General features: G+C 56.8%; 18 protein-coding genes. 7 read left to right on the top strand and 11 right to left on the bottom strand.

Annotated features, from left to right (window positions below; genetic code table 11):
* The first annotated feature begins 73 nt into the window (after window positions 1–73).
* The 7 genes from ACR0DX_RS03180 (at window position 74) to ACR0DX_RS03150 (ending at window position 5811) form a co-directional block, all read left to right on the top strand.
* Window positions 74–1123, top strand: a complete 1050-nt coding sequence (locus ACR0DX_RS03180) for an ABC transporter ATP-binding protein (protein WP_170352716.1) — start codon at window positions 74–76, stop codon at window positions 1121–1123.
* Between the two features lies 1 nt (window position 1124).
* Window positions 1125–2198, top strand: a complete 1074-nt coding sequence (locus ACR0DX_RS03175) for an ABC transporter ATP-binding protein (RefSeq protein WP_170352715.1) — start codon at window positions 1125–1127, stop codon at window positions 2196–2198.
* Complete coding sequence (locus tag ACR0DX_RS03170) at window positions 2198–3061, top strand: carbohydrate ABC transporter permease (RefSeq protein WP_170724206.1); 864 nt, start codon at window positions 2198–2200, stop codon at window positions 3059–3061. The genes ACR0DX_RS03175 and ACR0DX_RS03170 overlap by 1 nt, the downstream gene beginning before the upstream one ends.
* On the top strand, window positions 3058–3855 hold the full coding sequence (locus ACR0DX_RS03165) for a carbohydrate ABC transporter permease (protein WP_170724207.1): 798 nt from the start codon (window positions 3058–3060) through the stop codon (window positions 3853–3855). Before ACR0DX_RS03170 ends, ACR0DX_RS03165 begins: the two co-directional genes overlap by 4 nt.
* 8 nt (window positions 3856–3863) lie before the next feature.
* Window positions 3864–4265, top strand: a complete 402-nt coding sequence (locus tag ACR0DX_RS03160; protein ID WP_170352712.1) for a DUF2160 domain-containing protein — start codon at window positions 3864–3866, stop codon at window positions 4263–4265.
* A gap of 66 nt (window positions 4266–4331) precedes the next feature.
* On the top strand, window positions 4332–4727 hold the full coding sequence (locus tag ACR0DX_RS03155) for a BlaI/MecI/CopY family transcriptional regulator (protein ID WP_170352711.1): 396 nt from the start codon (window positions 4332–4334) through the stop codon (window positions 4725–4727).
* Window positions 4714–5811, top strand: coding sequence for a M56 family metallopeptidase (locus tag ACR0DX_RS03150; RefSeq protein ID WP_170724209.1), 1098 nt, complete (start codon window positions 4714–4716; stop codon window positions 5809–5811). Before ACR0DX_RS03155 ends, ACR0DX_RS03150 begins: the two co-directional genes overlap by 14 nt.
* 9 nt (window positions 5812–5820) lie before the next feature.
* On the opposite strand, the gene ACR0DX_RS03145 is transcribed toward ACR0DX_RS03150, so the two are convergent.
* The 11 genes from ACR0DX_RS03145 to ACR0DX_RS03095 form a co-directional block, all read right to left on the bottom strand.
* Window positions 5821–7158, bottom strand: coding sequence for an MATE family efflux transporter (locus tag ACR0DX_RS03145; RefSeq protein ID WP_480845137.1), 1338 nt, complete (start codon window positions 7156–7158; stop codon window positions 5821–5823).
* A gap of 162 nt (window positions 7159–7320) precedes the next feature.
* Complete coding sequence (locus ACR0DX_RS03140) at window positions 7321–8814, bottom strand: GMC oxidoreductase (protein WP_480845134.1); 1494 nt, start codon at window positions 8812–8814, stop codon at window positions 7321–7323.
* Window positions 8811–9002, bottom strand: a complete 192-nt coding sequence (locus tag ACR0DX_RS03135) for a hypothetical protein (RefSeq protein ID WP_170352707.1) — start codon at window positions 9000–9002, stop codon at window positions 8811–8813. Before ACR0DX_RS03135 ends, ACR0DX_RS03140 begins: the two co-directional genes overlap by 4 nt.
* A gap of 214 nt (window positions 9003–9216) precedes the next feature.
* Complete coding sequence (locus ACR0DX_RS03130; RefSeq protein WP_170352706.1) at window positions 9217–10155, bottom strand: 3-hydroxyacyl-CoA dehydrogenase family protein; 939 nt, start codon at window positions 10153–10155, stop codon at window positions 9217–9219.
* Entirely contained in the window at window positions 10155–10895 is a 741-nt protein-coding gene (locus tag ACR0DX_RS03125) for an SDR family oxidoreductase (RefSeq protein ID WP_170352705.1), read from the bottom strand. The genes ACR0DX_RS03130 and ACR0DX_RS03125 overlap by 1 nt, the downstream gene beginning before the upstream one ends.
* A 97-nt stretch (window positions 10896–10992) precedes the next feature.
* Window positions 10993–11784 carry an SDR family oxidoreductase gene (locus ACR0DX_RS03120; RefSeq protein ID WP_170352704.1) on the bottom strand — a complete coding sequence of 264 codons (792 nt, stop codon included), beginning with the start codon at window positions 11782–11784 and terminating at the stop codon, window positions 10993–10995.
* Window positions 11781–13316 carry a choline-sulfatase gene (gene betC, locus ACR0DX_RS03115; protein ID WP_170352703.1) on the bottom strand — a complete coding sequence of 512 codons (1536 nt, stop codon included), beginning with the start codon at window positions 13314–13316 and terminating at the stop codon, window positions 11781–11783. The genes ACR0DX_RS03120 and betC overlap by 4 nt, the downstream gene beginning before the upstream one ends.
* The gene (locus ACR0DX_RS03110; RefSeq protein WP_170724210.1) at window positions 13313–14452 is read right to left on the bottom strand and encodes a ring-hydroxylating oxygenase subunit alpha; all 1140 of its coding nucleotides are present in this window, start codon (window positions 14450–14452) and stop codon (window positions 13313–13315) included. Before ACR0DX_RS03110 ends, betC begins: the two co-directional genes overlap by 4 nt.
* A 113-nt stretch (window positions 14453–14565) precedes the next feature.
* Entirely contained in the window at window positions 14566–15591 is a 1026-nt protein-coding gene (locus tag ACR0DX_RS03105; protein ID WP_480845130.1) for a GlxA family transcriptional regulator, read from the bottom strand.
* A gap of 133 nt (window positions 15592–15724) precedes the next feature.
* Entirely contained in the window at window positions 15725–17014 is a 1290-nt protein-coding gene (locus ACR0DX_RS03100) for an HlyD family type I secretion periplasmic adaptor subunit (RefSeq protein WP_480845337.1), read from the bottom strand.
* Between the two features lie 35 nt (window positions 17015–17049).
* Complete coding sequence (locus ACR0DX_RS03095; protein WP_480845128.1) at window positions 17050–18729, bottom strand: ABC transporter transmembrane domain-containing protein; 1680 nt, start codon at window positions 18727–18729, stop codon at window positions 17050–17052.
* Window positions 18730–18785 lie beyond the last annotated feature (56 nt).

The raw sequence follows: 18785 nt of genomic DNA, 5'->3' as shown, positions 1-18785 counted from the left end.
ACCCGGGGGTGCCGTGCGCGGCATCCCCACCCCACGACCAGTGCGCCGCACTGAAGGACCGGAACCCACGGACATGATCGAACTTCAAGACGCCACCAAGCGGGTTGGCAACGTTATTCATATCAAGCCTACCAACCTGAAGCTGCAGACCGGCCATTTCAATGTGCTGCTGGGGGCTACGGGATCGGGCAAGACCTCTCTGATCAAGATGATGGCCGGGCTGGATCCGATGGCCTCGGGCAAAGTGCTGATGGACGGGCAAGACGTGACCCGGCTGAACACGCAAAAGCGACAGATCAGCCTGGTGCACCAGTTCTTTGTGAACTACCCGCACATGACTGTTTTTGACAATATCGCCTCGCCCCTGCGCGTGGCTGGTATGGCGCAATCCGAAATCGAAGGCCGCGTCGAAGAGGCTGCTGACCTGCTGCAGTTGCGCCCCATGCTGCACCGCCGCCCGCACGAGCTGTCGGGTGGTCAGCAACAACGAACGGCTCTCGCCCGCGCGATTGCCAAGGAAAGCCGCGCGGTATTTCTGGACGAGCCGCTGGCAAACCTCGACTACAAACTGCGTGAGGAATTGCGCGAACAACTGCCCGACTTGTTCGCCGGGCGCGGCGCCGTGGTGGTCTATGCCACCTCGGAACCCGAAGAGGCGCTGCTGCTGGGTGGCTACACCGCCCTAATGGAGGATGGCCGCGTGACGCAGTTCGGCCCCACAGCAGATATCTATCGCAATCCTGAAAACATCGCCGCCGCGCGTGTGTTCTCGGACCCGCCGATCAACGTGGCCCAAATCACCGTGTCCGGCGCTCAAGCGCAACTGGCAGGTGGCGGTGGCTGGGCCGTCTCGGACATGGCCGATGGAGACTACATGGTCGCCGTGCGCCCGCACCGGGTGACGCCGTTCCGCACATCGGATGCGGATGTTGAACTGACGGGCCGGGTCATTGTGACCGAGCTGTCGGGATCAGATTCCAGCGCGCATTTCCGCCATGGATCGGATGATTGGGTTTCGCTGGCGGCGGGGGTGCATCCCTACCAAGTTGGCGAAGATCACAGTTTCTACATGAACCCGGCGCATTGCCGGTATTTCAGCCAAGACGGCAAAAGGGTGGCCTGACATGGCACAGATAAAACTTTCGAACCTGCGACACAGCTATATGCCCGCGCCGAAAGGCCCCGAAGATTATGCGCTAAAGGAAATCGACGTCACATGGCGCGATGGCGGAGCCTATGCGCTGCTGGGGCCGTCGGGCTGCGGCAAGTCCACCTTGCTGAACATCATCTCGGGCCTTCTGACCCCGTCCGAAGGACAAATCTTGTTCGATGATCGGGACGTGACCACCCTGCCCCCCGACCAGCGCAACATTGCGCAGGTGTTCCAGTTTCCAGTGATCTACGACACGATGACTGTGGGCGAAAACCTGGCCTTTCCGCTGAAAAACCGAGGCGTTGACCCGGCAACGATCAAACGCCGAGTCGATGAGATCGCCGAAATGCTGGATGTCACGGATATGCTGAGCACCCGCGCCAGCGGCCTCAGCCCGGATAACAAGCAGAAAATCTCGATGGGACGCGGGCTAGTGCGCGACGACGTGAACGCGGTGATGTTTGACGAACCGCTGACCGTGATTGACCCACATCTGAAATGGAAACTGCGGTCCAAGCTGAAAGAGCTGCACCAGCGGGTCAAAGCCACGATGATCTACGTGACCCACGACCAGACCGAGGCCCTGACCTTCGCCGACGAAGTCGTTGTCATGCAAGAAGGCGAAGTGGTGCAGATCGGCACGCCGGTTGAACTGTTCGAGCGCCCTCAGCATACGTTTGTGGGTCACTTCATCGGCTCACCCGGCATGAATGTTCTACCCTGCGAGGCCAAGGGCGACCGGGCCGTGTTTGAGGGCCATGAAGTGGTGCTGGAAGGTCCAACCCATGGCGACGGAGGACGCACTGATCTGGGTATCCGCCCGGAATATGTGGGCTTTGGCGATACAGGCATTCCGGCGCATGTGACCAAGGTCTCGGATATTGGTCGCCACTACGTGGTCAGCGCCATGGTCGGAAATACCGCCCTGAAAGCCGTTACCGAACACAGTGTGCCCGAGCCGGGTTCGCAGGTCTTCCTGCAATTCAAACCTGAACAATCCCGCGTCTACCGTGACGGCTGGATCGCAACCGAGGAGCGCAGCTGATGAGAACGGAAAACCAAAAAGCGTGGTTCTTTGTCCTGCCGGTGCTGGCGCTGGTCGCGTTCAACGCGCTGGTGCCGATGATGACGGTGGTCAACTACTCGGTGCAGGAAACCTTTGGCAACAACCAGTTCTTCTGGGAAGGACTGGGCTGGTTCGAACAAATCCTGCGCTCAGATCGGTTCCAAGCGGCCCTCGGTCGGCAGTTCCTCTTTACCTTCCTGATCCTGCTGATCGAGGTGCCTCTGGGCATTATTGTAGCCCTATCGATGCCCCGCAAAGGGTTCTGGGTGCCAGTCTGTCTGGTGCTGATGGCCCTGCCTATGCTGATCCCATGGAACGTGGTGGGCTCAATGTGGAACATCTTCACCCTGCCGAAAATCGGCCTGATGGGGTACTTCCTGAATGACGTTCTGGGCATCAACTATGACATGACGCAGCAGCCGCTGTCGGCTTGGATCACGGTCATTGTCATGGATGTCTGGCACTGGACCTCGCTGGTCGTCCTGCTGTGCTATGCGGGCCTCGTGTCGATCCCAGATGCCTATTATCAAGCGGCCAAGATCGACGGAGCCAGCCCGTGGTCGGTGTTCCGCTATATCCAGCTGCCCAAGATGAAAACCGTCCTGACCATCGCCGTTCTGCTGCGGTTCATGGACAGTTTCAACATCTATACCGAGCCCTTCGTTCTGACCGGCGGTGGCCCCGGCAACTCAACCACCTTGCTGTCGATCGACCTTGTGAAGATCGCGCTGGGACAGTTCGACCTCGGCCCTGCCGCCGCGATGAGCCTGATCTATTTCGCCATCACGCTGCTTGTGTCGTGGGTCTTCTACACTCTGATGACAAAGGATGACGCAGAATGAAAAAGCGCCCCATCATCCCGATTCTCTATGTCGCGTTCCTGATGCTGCCGATCTATTGGCTGGTCGCGATGTCCTTCAAGACCACGAACGAGATCCTGTCGGGCTTTTCCCTTTTTCCCCAGACCTTTACGCTGGAGAATTACATTACCATCTTCACCGATCCGACGTGGTATTGGGGCTATATCAACTCGATCGTCTATGTGACGCTGAACACGGTGCTGTCGGTCTGTGTGGCTCTGCCAGCGGCCTATGCGTTCTCGCGTTATCGGTTTCTGGGCGACAAGCAGCTGTTCTTTTGGCTGCTGACCAACCGGATGGCCCCGGCCGCCGTGTTCGCGCTGCCGTTCTTTCAGCTCTATTCCTCGATCGGGCTGTTTGACACCCATCTGGCCGTGGCGCTGGCGCATACGCTGTTCAACGTCCCGCTGGCGGTGTGGATTCTGGAAGGCTTCATGCGCGGCATCCCCAAGGAACTAGACGAAACCGCTTATGTGGACGGCTATTCCTTCCCGCGTTTCTTCGTGACGATTTTCCTACCCAACATCAAGGCGGGCGTCGGCGTGGCGGCGTTCTTCTGCTTCATGTTCTCGTGGGTCGAAATGCTGTTGGCTAAAACGCTCACAGCGGTCGAGGCGAAACCCATCGCCGCTGTAATGACCCGCACCGCCTCCAGCGCAGGGTATGAGCTTGGCCTGCTGGCTGCGGCCGGTACGCTGACCATCATTCCCGGCGCCATCGTCATCTGGTTTGTCCGCAACTACATCGCGCGTGGGTTCGCGATGGGCCGTGTGTGAGGTTCGATATGCGTAAACTACTTCTCACCCTCCCCTTCCTGCCGTCGATGGCGGCGGCCCAACAGGCAGGCTGGGGCAGTGTCGGCCAGCAAGAGGAAAAAGGGTTTTCCTGGACCGATCCCTTGTGGCCCGATTTCTGGATGGCCTGGACGCCCGCAACGCTGGCATTGTTCGTCGGCATCTTTTCGGCCATCGCGCTAATCGGCGTGCTGGAGGGCTTCAAATTCCGCGACGGGATCGAACGGCGCGGCGTGCTGGGCCTGACGACCACCCTGGGCGACCGGCTGTTCATCACCCTACTGGGATCGGCCTATATCTTCCTCGCCTGGCTTGGGATCGTTGGGCAACCCGTCTGGACACCGCTATTCCTATCCATCGGCTGGGGTATTTTCGTCTTCTGGAAAGTTTGAGCTTTGCGAAACAGCGAAAGGATGCTTGTCTGTCAGGCATACTAAAAAATGCGACACGAAAGACCGATGCGAAAGAAAAAGACAACAAACCTTCTGACCGAGGTAGAGCTGGAGTTCATGAATGAACTCTGGGCGCTGGGTCAGGGCTCGGTCCGTGACGTGCTTGATCGCCTGCCACCAGAACGCAATCTGGCGTATACCTCTGGCGCAACCATCCTGCGGATTCTCGACGAGAAAGGCTTTGTCGAAAGCCGCAAGGACGGCAAGACGCTTATCTATACGCCGCTGCTGGAGAAGGACAAGTATCAGGCACGGTCGTTGCAGAACCTCTCGCGTACATTGTTCGATGACACGCCTGCCTCGCTGGTGGCGCGTCTGGTTGACGATGCGGGCCTGAGCGAAGCCGATCTGGAGGATATTCGGGCACTGGTAGAGAGGAGACTGCAAAATGACAGCGGTTAAACCGGTTCTCGACGTATATCTGGAATTAAACATCGTGCTGGGTCTTGCTGCCCTGATTTGGATGGCCGCCCGGGTGGCTCTGACCAAAACTCCGATGCAATATGGATTTGTTGCGCAATTGAGGGCGCTCAAAGCGTTGTGCCTGTGCGTTTTGATCAGCCCAGTGTTGGCTGTGGGTATAGGCGCGCTTGCGGCGCAAACGTCGTCTCACGGGACAGTCGCAATAGGCGACATCGCCGTAGCGGCCTACTTGCGCGGAGAAATCGCAATGCCTGCAACCCAGTTCGAAGCGCTTCTGAACACGCGTGAACGCTGGGTCGAAATATTGCTCTCGGGCGCCTATCCCTTGGCGTCTGCTGCTCTGTCCCTTTTGGCGGTTATGGCGGTTGTCTATCTATTGCGGGCCGTCCGCGATGGGATAGCGATCCGCCAAACGATTCAAAACAGCTTTCTTTGGCGTCGCTCGGCCAAAGTAGACATTCGTCTGTCGGACCGGATTACCGTGCCCTTTGCGGTTCGCGGCCTGTTCCGCCGTCATGTCGTTTTGCCCAGCCACCTGCTGGACACCCCGCGCGAGCTGCGATTTGCCCTTGCGCATGAGCTGCAGCACTTGCGCGCCGGCGATGTGGAATGGGAATTGGGTTTTGAACTGCTTCGACCCCTGCTGTTCTGGAATCCAGCCTATATTGCGCTGAAATATCAATTCGACCGCTTGCGCGAACTGGCTTGTGACCAGTCGGTGGTCTCCCGCAGGGGTATCGACGCGCGCGACTATACGAACTGCCTGCTGGACTACTGCGCCAAAACGATCAGCCGCGGCAGCCCGCGTGTTCTGAACGTCGCGCTTGTGACCGGTGGAAAAGCCAAGCGAGTCCTGCGCCAACGTGTATTGGCCCTGACTGAGGCCCCGTCGGTGCAATCCACTGCACCGGTCGTTTTCCTTGTCCTAACGCTGACATTCGCCGCCGTTCTGGGCTTGGGCGCTGCTTCTGTCCAGCAGACCGAAGACTGGAGCCACGACCGGCTTATGCTGTCCACGGTCGTCAATCTGGAGCGTCTTGAGGCCCGCAACGCTGGCAACTGATCCGGGGGGCTACCACCCCCGGCGGCCAAACAGGGCCTGCAGGCGGTTCTGCCCTGCAAATGGATCAACACGCTGTGGCGCTTTCAGGCCGGACACAACGCGGCGCACAAGCACCCAACAGACCAAAGCGAATATGACCCCACCAAAGGCTTGGCCCAACAACACTCCCGGTGCTCCGGCAAAATATGCGCCCGCGACTGCAAACGGCCACGTCCCCAGTGTATGCCGTCCCCAATTCACCCAAGTGGAATAAATGGGGTGCCCCAGATTGTTAAAGCTGGCATTGGAGACAAAGATCACACCGTTGAAAAACGACGCCAGCGCCAACGGCCCACAAAACAAGTAGATCAAAGACCGCGTCTCTTCTTGCGCTTGAAACAGATCGGCGATGGGCGCGCGCAGCGCGAACAAAACTGCGGCCATCAACAGGACGTAGACGCCGGTAAATTTCACCCCTGCCAGAAAAGTTTCCTTGACGCGATCGTACTGCCCGGCCCCGAAATTCTGACCGACGATTGGACCAATGGCCCCCGACAACGCAAACACGACTGAAAACGCAACCGGCATCAGTCGCGCGATGATTGCCATGCCCGCCACGGCATCTGTTCCGAATTGAGCGACTTCGCGTATGACAATGGCGTTGCCCACCGGTGTTGCGATATTGGTCAGCACCGCAGGAACGGCGATACCGCGCACCGCCTGGAAATCCTGGGCGACTTGCCGCATCGAAGGCCGCGCAAAAGCGCGGTGTACCCTGATCGCCGGCCCAAGCGCAAAAACCAACATACAGAGACGGGCGATCACCGACGCAATAGCCGCACCGTCCAGTCCCAACCCGACAGCAAAGATCAGAATCGGATCCAGCACGGCATTTGCTACTCCGCCATAAATCGTCGCCATCATGGAACGACGCGCATCTCCATGGGCACGCAGAACAGCCATACCCGCCATGGCCAAAGCCATGACCCACATCGTTGGCAGAATTATCGAAACATAGCGTGCAGCCAGCCGCAGGACCTCGCCCTCTGCCCCCAGCAGTGAGAGAAAAAACCTGAGATTGAACAGGACAATCCCGGATACCAGAATCCCGAACACGACCCCCAGCATGGCGACGCTGGTGGCGTAATGGCGGGCACGATCGCCCCGCCCGCCACCAAGTTCGCGAGCGACAAGCGCCCCGGCCGCGATGGACAGGCCCACGTTTACGGAATTGGTGAAGAACAACAGCGTTCCCGCATATCCCACCGCCGCAGCCAACGCATCATTCCCGAGCATCGCGATGAAAACCATATCCACAAAATCGACCGCGAAAATGGCCATCAAGCCAATACTTGTGGTCAAGGACATGCGTGTCACATGCCGCATGAGGCTGCCTGTCAAAAAGACCGCCCGACCGGACGCTTGATTTGCCATTGGATTTCCCGCCCCCATTTGTTGTCATACAGAGACAACGCACAACCGATCTGAGCAACCCGAAAATGGCCGTTGCACCGCTGAAAACAGTGCCCGTTAACTCCGTGCGATCAAATGGTCGGCCAGGCGCAGCGATAATTGCACAATGGTGAAAGTGGGGTTCGCCTGTCCACATGTCGGAAATACACCAGAACCCGCGACGTAGAGATTAGTGGCTCCATGCACTTTGCAATCAGAGTCCACTACCCCGGTTTCAGCCGTCGCAGACATCCGCGCCCCGCCCATGTGATGGTTTGAATAGCCCAGCCCGATCTCTTCAACTGGCGCTAAGTCCCAAAGCTCAGGCACCATCCGCATCCGCCCCAGTCCATTGCGGATCAGGAACTTAGCCGCCTCACCTGCCGAACCGCGCATAGTTTCGATGTCTTTGTCAGTGAATTGCAGATCAAGCCCAACAACATTCAGCCCAAAGCGATCACGTTGTTCGGTCAGAACGATACGGCTGTCCATATTGGGCAGTTGTTCGCCCGTCACGAAACAATCACCCGTAAAGAAATAGTCCTGATCGTAGGTCAGCCCCTTGATGAATTCAGAATCCCCTACCAGCGCTTTGGCAATCGGACGCTGTTTCAGACGCTCCAGCCTGACGCTGGAATTCAACCAGCCATTTGCCATCATTGTCTCTTGGCTGGGACTTAACATCAGTTCCGGCACCGAGCGACGCAGAAGGCGTTCGAACTCCCATGACGCTGAATGAGAGTATAGGCGCTTGGTGATAAAGTAGGCACCAAACACGACAATCGGGTGCTCCATGAAACAGCGGCCGACCATGTCATTCTGATTGCCAAACCGGTTGTTTTCCTGCGCATTCAAATGCAGCAACATACGGCTGTTTTCAACGCCACCCATCGCCAGCACGAAGGTGTCTGCCTGAACTTTTCCTTCACCTTCAGCATAGTTTCGAACATGTGCTTGAGTGACGTTGCCGCTGTCGCCATCAACTGTGAAGCCCACGACGTTGGCATTCAGGACCAGATCAATGTTCTCCGAAGTCTCCAGATCCGACAAGTATTTGGTTCCAAAGCGGGCTGCTTCGTCATCACGCACGTCATAAAACTCGCGATCCGAACTGAACCTTTGCTCGACGATGTCGATTTGTCCGGTTTCGTCTGCTGGTTTGCGAAGTCGAGGGCCGAATTTACCCGTGCCTAACATACGTTCTGCGCCCGCCTGATAAGGCTGCAGGTCATCAAAGCCGATAGGCCAACCACTCAGTGGCACATCTTCACGAGGCAAAAAGTCAAAGGGATCAAGCATAGGGCAACGGCCATACCATGCAGACGTCGACCCACCCAAGGCCCGCATGCGCGTGGCAGAAAGAGATCCGTACTCAACGCCCAAATCTTGACCTTCGTACAGGTCTTGCGACTCTGACTCGATGTCCCTGTCACCGGCCTCTAGTACAAGCACCCGTTTGCCCGCCTCGGCCATTTTTAATGCCAGCGACAAACCCGCCGGCCCCGAACCTATGACACAGCAATCATACGTCCCGTTGAGGTTTGGAATTTCGGAACGCGCATCAAGGATCACGACGCTTCTCCTGCGCCAGGGTCACTTTCATCCAGCAGCCATCCGTCGACCAGAGTCAGTCGCGGCTCTGGCACCTGTGGAAGGGGATTGTCTTTAAGTTTCATCAAGCCGATCCGCGCGACTGGCACCACCGCAACCGCAGAAAGAAGCATCGCAAGGACCCGCCGACGGCTGGAAAATAGATTCATTTCAGTCACCGCAAACTAAAAAACTCATTCACACTACGAAGACCTGACACGGGTAAAGCAAACACCCGAGGGCCACATGTCATCAATGCTAGGCGGAACACACCAGAATTTCAAATATTTCCATACTACGCCGGATTGGGCGATGTTCCGGAGGGCGCGCATATCTGGGAAATCTGTTCTTACGTAGGCAAAAAGCCGGTGGGTGTGCCTGCCGTTAAGCCTGATTTCGGCGCACATCCGAAACCGACTTTTGCAGTGCCACGATCAGTGCATCGCGTTCTCGCGACAGGGCCGCAGGCGGCATTCCCTGTGTTTGCGCTTTTATCCCTGCGGTCAGCTGGTGCCTTACATCATCTGTCAAATAGACCTGACCCAGATCATCCCACCACCCGTTGAAGGTCTGGGAAAAATGATCGCAAAACGCATCCAACCCACCATCGCCTGCGCCAAGGTTGAACAGCATTGTCGGCCCCATCGCCGCCCATCGCAGGCCCGGCCCGGCCCAAACAGCTTTGTCCACATCCTCGACCGACGCGACGCCCGATATCACAAGATGGATCGCCTCGCGCCACAAAGCCGCCTGCAGGCGATTGGCGACGTGACCTGGGACTTCCTTGTTCAGGCGAATGGTGGTCTTACCCAAACTCTCGTAAAACCGCTGGGCGGTTTCAACCACTCCCGATGTCGTCCTGTCATTTCCCAACACCTCGACCAAGGGGATCAAGTGCGGAGGATTGAACGGATGCCCCAGAACAAACCGAGAGGGGTCTCTCCAGCCAGATTGCATCTGGCTTAACGTCAAACCGGACGCCGAGCTGGCAACGATTGCATGCGCTGAAAGCGAAGGTTCAATACTGGCAAAGGTCGCGTGTTTGACCTCTAGCTTTTCGGGGACGTTTTCCTGAATAAAATCTGCGCCTTCAACGGCTGCTGCCGGGTCTGTGCAAAAGGTGATCGCGTCAGGCCCGCCGGTTTCAGTCAAGCCAAGCGCGGCCAGCGTCTGCCACGCCTCTTCGATATAGGCGCGTACCTTGCTTTCGACATCCGGGGCGGGATCATACATCGCGACCGAGCGGCCAGAGGCCAGAAAAAGCGCCGCCCAACTGGCACCGATGACGCCACCGCCAAGACAACCCGTATGTTTAACATCCATCAAAACAGCCCCGGATTGAGTGGGGAGGCAGCGGTCATGCCGCCGTCCACTGTGAACAATTGCCCTGTTGCGAACCCGGCCTCGTCCGAGGCCAGCCAAAGGGCCATGGATGCGATATCTTCGGGTTTGCCAAAACGGCGCATCGCGTGCCGGGTCAGCGCGTCTTTTCGCGCGGCATCCGGATCGCCAGCCAACTCGAAACCGGCGTCGAGCATTCCTGTCTCAATCCACCCCGGGCAAATCGCGTTACAGCGAATGCGCGGGCCGTGATCCACAGCAATGGACCGTGTCAGCCCATGCACAAATGCCTTGGACGCATTGTACAGCGCCATAGACGGATCAGCGACATGGCCAGAAATAGAACCAATATTGATAATCGAACCGCCCTCGGGCATGCGGGGGATGTAAGCGCGGCAGAGATTGAATACGCCCCGGCAATTTGTCCCTATGACCGCCTCCCAATCCGCGTCCGTACTGTCCGCGACAGTCTTTTCCACCTGCACACCGGCGTTATTGACCAGAATATCCGTACCGTCGGTTGTGAAGGCCAGTTCCGCAACCGCAGCAGCATCGGTTACGTCCAGCGTGTACCAGATCACGTCCTTGCCCAGATCTGTCGGACGGGTACCGCGACCACACGTGGTGACAGCTGCGCCTTCGCGAACAAACGCCTCGACGATCCCGCGCCCGATACCCTGCCTACCGCCTGTCACCAGCGCTCTTTTACCAGCCAAACGCATCACTATTCTCCTGAACTGTTTTGCGAGGCGGCGTCTATCCCTGCCGCAACCCCGCTTGTCGACGGCATGCCCGGTTCGTCCCTAAGATCAGGGGCTGTCATAGCTTCATCTGCTGGACCTGAGCGCTCAAGCCTCCGTCCAAGACCCAAAGCTGTCCGCTGGCGTAACGCGCCTCGTCCGAGGCCAGCCAATTCACGAGGTTTGCGATATCATCAGGTGTGCCATAGGTCCGCATCGGGTGGACGTCGCGAACCGCCTGCTGCAACTGGTCGATCGACTTGCCACCTCCGCCTGAACCGTCACCCGAGAAAAAGCTCTGCAACATCGGAGTGTCGACATAGCCCGGGCAAATCGCGTTCACGCGAATGCCTTCAGGGCCGTGATCGCAGGCCATGGCCCTAGTCAACGCATGAACCGCGCCTTTGGTCGCACAATAAGCAGCCAGACCGGGGTCGGCTATAAAGCCGTCATAGCTGCCGAAGTTGATGATAGACGCCGTGGTTCCCTGTGCTGCCTTACGCATCAGTGGCAGCGCGTGTTTCGATGTCAAAAATGTCCCGGTGACATTGACCGCAAACGACAGGTTCCATTCTTCCAGTGTCGTTTCCTCAATCGTCTTTTCAATCTCGATCCCTGCCGCGTTGACCAGAATGTCCAACTGTCTAGATTCTGCCCCGACCTTGTGCATCGCCGCGACCGCGTCAGCCTCTTGCGTGACGTCGAGTTTTACGAAGATGCTGCCATCTTCATTGTGTTCCGCCAGCGACCCCTCGGGTGAAAGATCCGCAGCGTAAACGTGGGCCCCTTCGCGCAGGAAACGCGAAACGATGGCGCGTCCGATTCCCCCGCGTCCACCGGTGACCAAAGCGGTTTTGCCTTTCAGCATCATTCACTGTTCTCCTTTCGGGGCGGGTACCGATATCTTGCGGCGGCCGCAGTCCAGTCCATATGATTACGGACGTATTCCTGCGTCGCGTCGCGCCGAGGCGTATAGTCCCACGCTTCGCCGGCACCGGCCTCCATTGCGGCGTGTAGGGCACGTCGCGATTTCTGGGTCGCGATCACATCCTTACGCAACACCTCGCTGTCCCAGCGATGGGCGACCTCGGCCGCAAAAGCCCTGGCTTGTTTGATGTAGGCAGGGTCATTCGCGACGTTCGTCCGTTCACCGGGATCCTGTTCCAAATCATACAACTGCGGCGGATCGGGGTCACAATGAATGTACTTGAGCGCCCCCCGACGGATCATGAATACAGGATAGGGCGTCATCTCGGCGCAGTACTCGCCGATGGCCTCATCCACCGTGTCGACCTGCCCCTGCGCCAGAGGCATCAACGATCGGCCATCAATCGGTTCGCCCAGAATGGCATCTGTTCCACCGGCAATATCAATGAAGGTCGGCAACAGATCCACCAGCGAGCACGCACTCGCGGCCGCCCCGCAAGCGATCTCTGGCCCCGCCATGATCAGCGGCACCCGTGCCGAGTGTTCAAAGAAGTTCATCTTGTACCAAAGCCCGCGCTCGCCCAGCATGTCGCCGTGGTCTGCGGTCACGATGACGATTGTGTTGTCGCGTTCTCCGATATCTTCCAGGGCTTGGACGATGGCACCGACTTTGCTGTCGAAATAGCTGACATTTGCCAGATAAGCGCGGCGTGCACGACGAACCTCCTCATCACTCAACGGCACGTAGCTTGCTTCGATCCCGTCCATCACACGGCGTGAGTACGGATCCTGCTCCTCTGGTGTAAGCGTGTAATCCGGCATCGGAACGTCCAGGTCCGAGTACAAGTTCCACCATTCGGGTTTTGCCACATAGGGATCGTGCGGGTGGATGAAACTTGCGACCATGCAAAATGGCGCGGCATCCCCCGCGGCCCGATCCCTGCCCCGATCAATCAGCCATCGACGAGCTGCGAATTCGACCTCGTCATCATAGTCTGTCTGGAAGGTTGCGATAGCCACGCCGCTTTCTTTGACAGTTTGCATGTTGTGGTACCATTTGTCGATCCGTTCATCCGGCGCCTCCCAATCCGGGGTCCAGGCGAAATCAGCCGGATAGATATCGGTCGTCACCCGATCCTCGAACCCGTGTTTCTGGTCAGGGCCGACAAAGTGCATTTTACCGGACAGGCAAGTCCGATATCCCAGCGCCTTGAGGTAATGCGCAAAGGTGGGGACCGAAGCTTTGAACTCGCTGGCATTGTCATAGGCTGCAATCCGGCTGATCAGTTGTCCCGACATGAATGCGAACCGCGACGGCGCACACAGCGGAGAATTGCAATATGCCGCATCGAACCGCATCCCGCGAGCCGCCAACGCATCAATATTAGGTGTCTTCACCGTCGGATGGCCGTAAGCGCCGCAAAAATGCGGTGCTAACTGATCGGCCATGATGACGACGATATTGGGCCGCCTCACGGCGCAACCTTTTCATAAGCGTCGAGCACAAGACCATGAAAATGGTGAACCGCATGCTCGGACTTGCCCGATCCGCTAGGGTCGTGAACGATCCGCCCCTGCGAGAAAGCCGGGGTATTCATGCCGCGCTGCACACTTTCAACAATATCTATGTCTTCGCGCTGCAGTACTTCGTCAAGATAGCGGATCGCTTCAAGCTCCATATCGTCAGGCTCAGGAGTTTCCAAAAAGAAGTCATAGGTTTCCAGCGTGCGATCAGGGCCTACCGGGATAACGTTCAAGACAATCATCGACGATCTTCCCGGATAGCGCATCAGGCAGGTCGTGGGCCACAACCACCAGACCGCATGCGTACGAACGGTCGCGTTGGACACGTCATAGGCCGAGTTTGCGCCCTTGCCCGCCTCTGCCATATGGCTGGAATAGATCCCGTAGGTCGTGACCTTGTAGGTGTCCATGTCGACCAGGTCACAGAAATCTTTGTGTGCAGTCGGACAATGATAACACTCAAGAAAGTTGTCGACGACATTCTTCCAGTTCGACTTGATGTCATAGGTCAGTCGATGACCAAAAGTCAGATTATCGATATCGGGCGCCCAATGGCGGATTTCAGTCTGCAGATCGCCAGAGACCTCGGATAACGGGCGCGCCCCGGGGTCGAGGTTCACAAAGATAAAACCGGCGAACTCTTCCACTCCAACTTGGTCCAGGCAGATATCCGCAGTATCGAAACCTGTCAGGCTCTCGGTCTCGGGCGCCCGAACAAGCTGACCGTCCAGTTTATAGACCCATGCATGATATGGGCACATGATACGCGTCGTTTCGCCTTCGCCGGTTAACAAGTGATGCGCCCGGTGTTTGCAGACGTTATAAAACGCACGCAATACCCCCTGACGATCCCTAACCACCGCAATCGGTCGGCCTGCGATCTCAGTCGTCAAATAAGATCCCGGTCGGCGCAGCTTTTCGACATGACACACCCATTGCCATGTCTTCGCAAGAATCGCTGCCACATCTGCCTGATACCAACGAGGATCCACATAGGCGTCAGCTTTGAGCGAGCTTGAGTTGAACGGATCGGGACTAAAGCCTTCACAAATCGTATCAAATTGCGCTTTTGAGGGTAGCTCGCTCATCGTTCTCTCCGCGAAATCGGACGGTAAATTGGCCCGCCAATTGGGTCATCAGGCTCATGATCCGTGGAAAAAACACTTTTTCCTTAACTTTTTTTGCCATATTTTTTATTTTTTTAGCCATCTCGGTCCTTGGGATTTCTGTGCATTGGCCAAGCACGAAATTCAAATGGCACCCTGCCTTCGACCCTATCCACGCTGGGTGGCAAGCCAAACCTGTCTTTGTATGACCTGCTGAAATGCACTTGGCTGGCAAAGCCTGATGCAATGGCAATCTCGGCCAAGGGAAGGCGCGTCTGCGTCACAAGGCCCCGCGCCCGATCAAGACGGATATCCCGGTAATACAAGGCTGGTGTCTTTCCGACATGGACCGCAAACAAGCGATCGAGTTGCCGATGCGAGATACCGACGACTTTGCATATGTCGGGCACAGGCAATGGGTCTTCCAAATTGGCCTCCATAGCCTGAATTGCTAGACGCAGTTTCGCTGGAACCGTTGCCCCCAGCGGCTCGGCGCCGTCGGGTTGCTGCCTGTTGGCCGGGCCGCGTAGTGTGTCGTGGAACACGTACCGGGCCGCCGCATTGGCAAGCGCGCTTCCATGCAGACCCTGTAACACTTGCAACCCCAGATCGACCGAAGCCCCGCCACCACAGCATGTGATCCGGTTGCCGTCCAAAACAAACAAGTTCTCGACAACTTCCACGTCGGGGAAAAGCTCTTGGAACGCGTCGATATGTTCGTAATGCACTGTCGCCTTACGCCCCCGTAGCAACCCTGCCTGGGCAAGAATGAATGCTCCAGTATCCAGCGCGATCATACTCGCGCCTCGACGCGCCCAATTCCTAAGCGCCTTTTCGGTGCGATCCGTCGCATGCTTTTCCGGGGCCCAGCTGGCCGATACGACAACGATGTCCACTTCGGACGCAGCGACCTCGTTCAAAGGAAGGGTCCAGATTGCAGCCCCATTGCTGGACGTGCATGATCCTCCGGCTTCGGACGCAAATTCCCATTTGAAATGACCCGCGCCGTCGAGGTAATTCGCCGCCCTTAACGGATCGATAAACCCCATTGTTGTCGCGATGTTGAAACTGGGCGCGACGACGACCAAAACCCGCGTTTCTTGCAGCATGGTATCAGCCATTCAGGAGCTCCCGCCTCATATTCCCTAAATTCGAACATGATGGGTTTTGTGACCGCAGTGCAAGACCGCTGCGCCACGCCCACCGCAGCGATGTATCGCGGCCTTCTTACAGCCCCATTTCGAAGTCAGCCGGCTATCTTTCCTTGAATGCGCGATCCAATGTCGTCTGGACCGGCTTAAGAAGATAGGCCAGCAGCGTCTGTTCTCCGGTTTTCATTTCAGCAACCACGGTCATCCCGGCCTGCAGTGGTCGAGCGAAAGACCCAGTTCCGATCGACGCCTGCGCCAACGCCAAAGAGGCGCGGAAATAGGTTTCGCCCGTTTTTTCATCTGTTAATGGCAAGGGGTAAATCGAGTTCAATTGCCCCTCGACTTTGCCAAAACGGCGCACATCGAATGTGTCCACGCTGATCGATACCGGATCGTCGGCGTTGACATGCCCGACCTCGGCATTCGGAATACGTGCCTCGACTATCAGCGCCTGTCTGGTTGGTAGGATCTCAAAGATGGTTTCTCCGGGCGCGATCACTTCGCCTGGGTTGGGAAATGCGACCGATTGAATAACTCCACGCGCCGGCGCAACGATGCGCAGCCCGGCGAGTTTACCAGCTACGATCTGTTGGGACACACGCAGACGATCTCGTTCCTGCTCTAATTCGGAAATCCGGGTGAGAACGTCATCACGCAAAGACAGTGTCTCTTCTTGCAATGTCGAACTTGCCAAGATGAGCGCGCTTTGCGCCTCGGCAAGACGCACCGAAACTGCAGATGCGGCTGAGCGTACCGCTTCGACTTCGTCCTCCTCTTCGAGATAATCGCTAAGCGACTTGAGACCTTGAGCCTGAAGCTGAGCATACTTCGCCAGAAGCTCCTCTTTCTTGACCACACGCCTATTGGCAAGGTCCGCCGCCTGCCGCAAAATATTCAGCGTTTCCTTCTGCTGCTCCAATGATGTTTGTTGGATTCTCTGACGTTCAAAGAACAGCTGCAATCTGGATGACGCCGTCACAAGCCCCTGAGCTTCGAGCGCTTTGATCTCGGACACGCTTGGAGGCACAGCCCTGTTGAGCATCGCAAGTACGGTCATCGCATTTTCCAGATCTCGCTGGATTGCCTTGATCTGTTCTGCAGCCAGATCCCCTTCCTGCGTCAAATCCGGATGCTCCAACTCTACCAGTACATCGCCTGCCTCAACTCTTTGACCGTTTCGGACGTGGACCTCCTTTACGATTCCACCATGTAGAGTTTCGATCTGCGGGTAGTCCCCAATTGGCATGATCGTACCCGGCGCGCGCGTGATCTGTGGCATCATTGTTCGCCCGGCTACCGTCACGAGGCCACAGATCATCAAAAAAAAGACCAAAGTTAAAAAAGCCGCAAAACGAGGAGGTTTCTTGCGCCTTCTTTCCACCGCCCTGGCCATCGGTCCCGGCTTGGTATTGGTGTATTCCTTACGTGTCATGATCGACCCTCAGCAGTTTTCAGAGCAGCTTGGATTTTCTTTAACCCGGCATCCCCTGTTGCATTTACAACGACCCTATCGCCGTTCAGAAAAACGAAACGGTCTGCAATGTTGAGGAACGAGCGGTCCGCGCTGGAAATGAGTATCGTTTTTCGCCCTCTTTGCTCCCAAACCCATCTTTTGAATCCGTTACGGCGCATGTCCGAAAAACCGTTTGTAGGCTCGGAGAACAGATAGACAGTAGACGGGCGCGCGATACTGCGCGCTAAGGTCAGCGCTTTGACGGTTTCATCTGACAATTGCGCCAGTGTCACGTCCGTCAGGCGCGTTTCCAGCCCCTTTGCCAACAACCCAGTGTCATTCAACAAGTCCATATGATCCAGGGCGGCAACGATTTCGGCATCCGAAAGCGACGAACATGCAAGACGGAAATTTTGCGCGACCGTACCGTAAAACAGAGACTTCTCATAAGGGGCGTAGGTGACTGACTTACGCAGCTCATCCCGCGCTATCTGACGAATGTCGATGCCATCATGTTCGATCGTACCGGCCAATGGCGTGTGCAGCCCGTCGATCAGATCCAAAACCGCAGTCCGGCTGGTAGCATCACTACTCATGAGCAAAACAATTTCACTCGGTTCGCAATTCAAACTGGCCTGCGACAAAATCGGGCCAGTCAGCGGGTCCGGCCGATACGTAACCGAGGACAGTGAAATCGCTCCACGAAGTGTTTTTCGATGCGATTGGGCCAAACCCAGTTCCAATTCTTCCTGCAACCCCAGGACCCGGTCCGCCTGCGCTCGGCTGGAAACTGAATTTAACATCTGAGGGAAGCTGGCATACAAAGTCTGCACCGGAGTCAGCACCTTGGAAACCAGCGCTATGGCCGCAATCAAAGCGCCAAAACTCAGATCGGCAGTTACCGCCCCGTGGGCGCTCAGGATGATTGAGCCGACGACCGTCAAAGCGGACAAAGTTTGCGCAAGTGACTGGGTAAACGCCTGAAATTGGCGCGCGCGACGGGCTGCGGCTTCGGCGAGTTCGATCATTGGCGTCGAACGTCGCATCCATCTTTCCTGCAAGCCCAGGTTTGCAATTACTTTTTGATGAACGATCGCATCCTGAGCCAACGACTGGCCGACTTCTACGGCCTCGGCAGCGGCGCGATCCAAGTTGCGCTGACGCGGAATGGTAAGACAACCGACCAAGATGAACACGACAACCATGCCGAGACACAACAATCCGGCTTCGGGTGCGAGAAAGAATAGAAGGGTCAGAAAAATCAACACAAATGGCAAATCCAGAACGGTTGCCATCACCTGACCTGTGAAAACTTCTCTCAAAGATTCGAATTGGCGAAATCGAGCCAATTGCTGCGTCACATCTGACTTTTGCAGCTGGCTCAGCGGAAGGGACATCAGTTTTTGAAACAGGGCGATCATCAACTGACGCTCACCGTGCCATCCGACGTAAGCAAGCGCGCGAGATCGCGCAAGACGGAAGGCGAAATCCGATATTCCGATTATGGCGACACCGACTGCCAATGAAACCAACATATCAATGGATCCCGACGGAATGACACGATCATAGATCGCCATGATCAACAATGGAGTCAGCAGGCCCAAAACGTTTGTAAGCAGCGACGTAACCAACAACCAAGGCAGCATCGCGCGCATACCAGCGAAAGCCGAACGTACAGATGTAAATTTCTTCTCCGATATCCCTGGTGTCG

This window comes from Ruegeria sp. D3, from assembly GCF_056534465.1.
The sequence above is the reverse complement of the archived record's forward strand: the minus strand, read 5'-3'. Positions and strand labels throughout refer to the sequence as shown.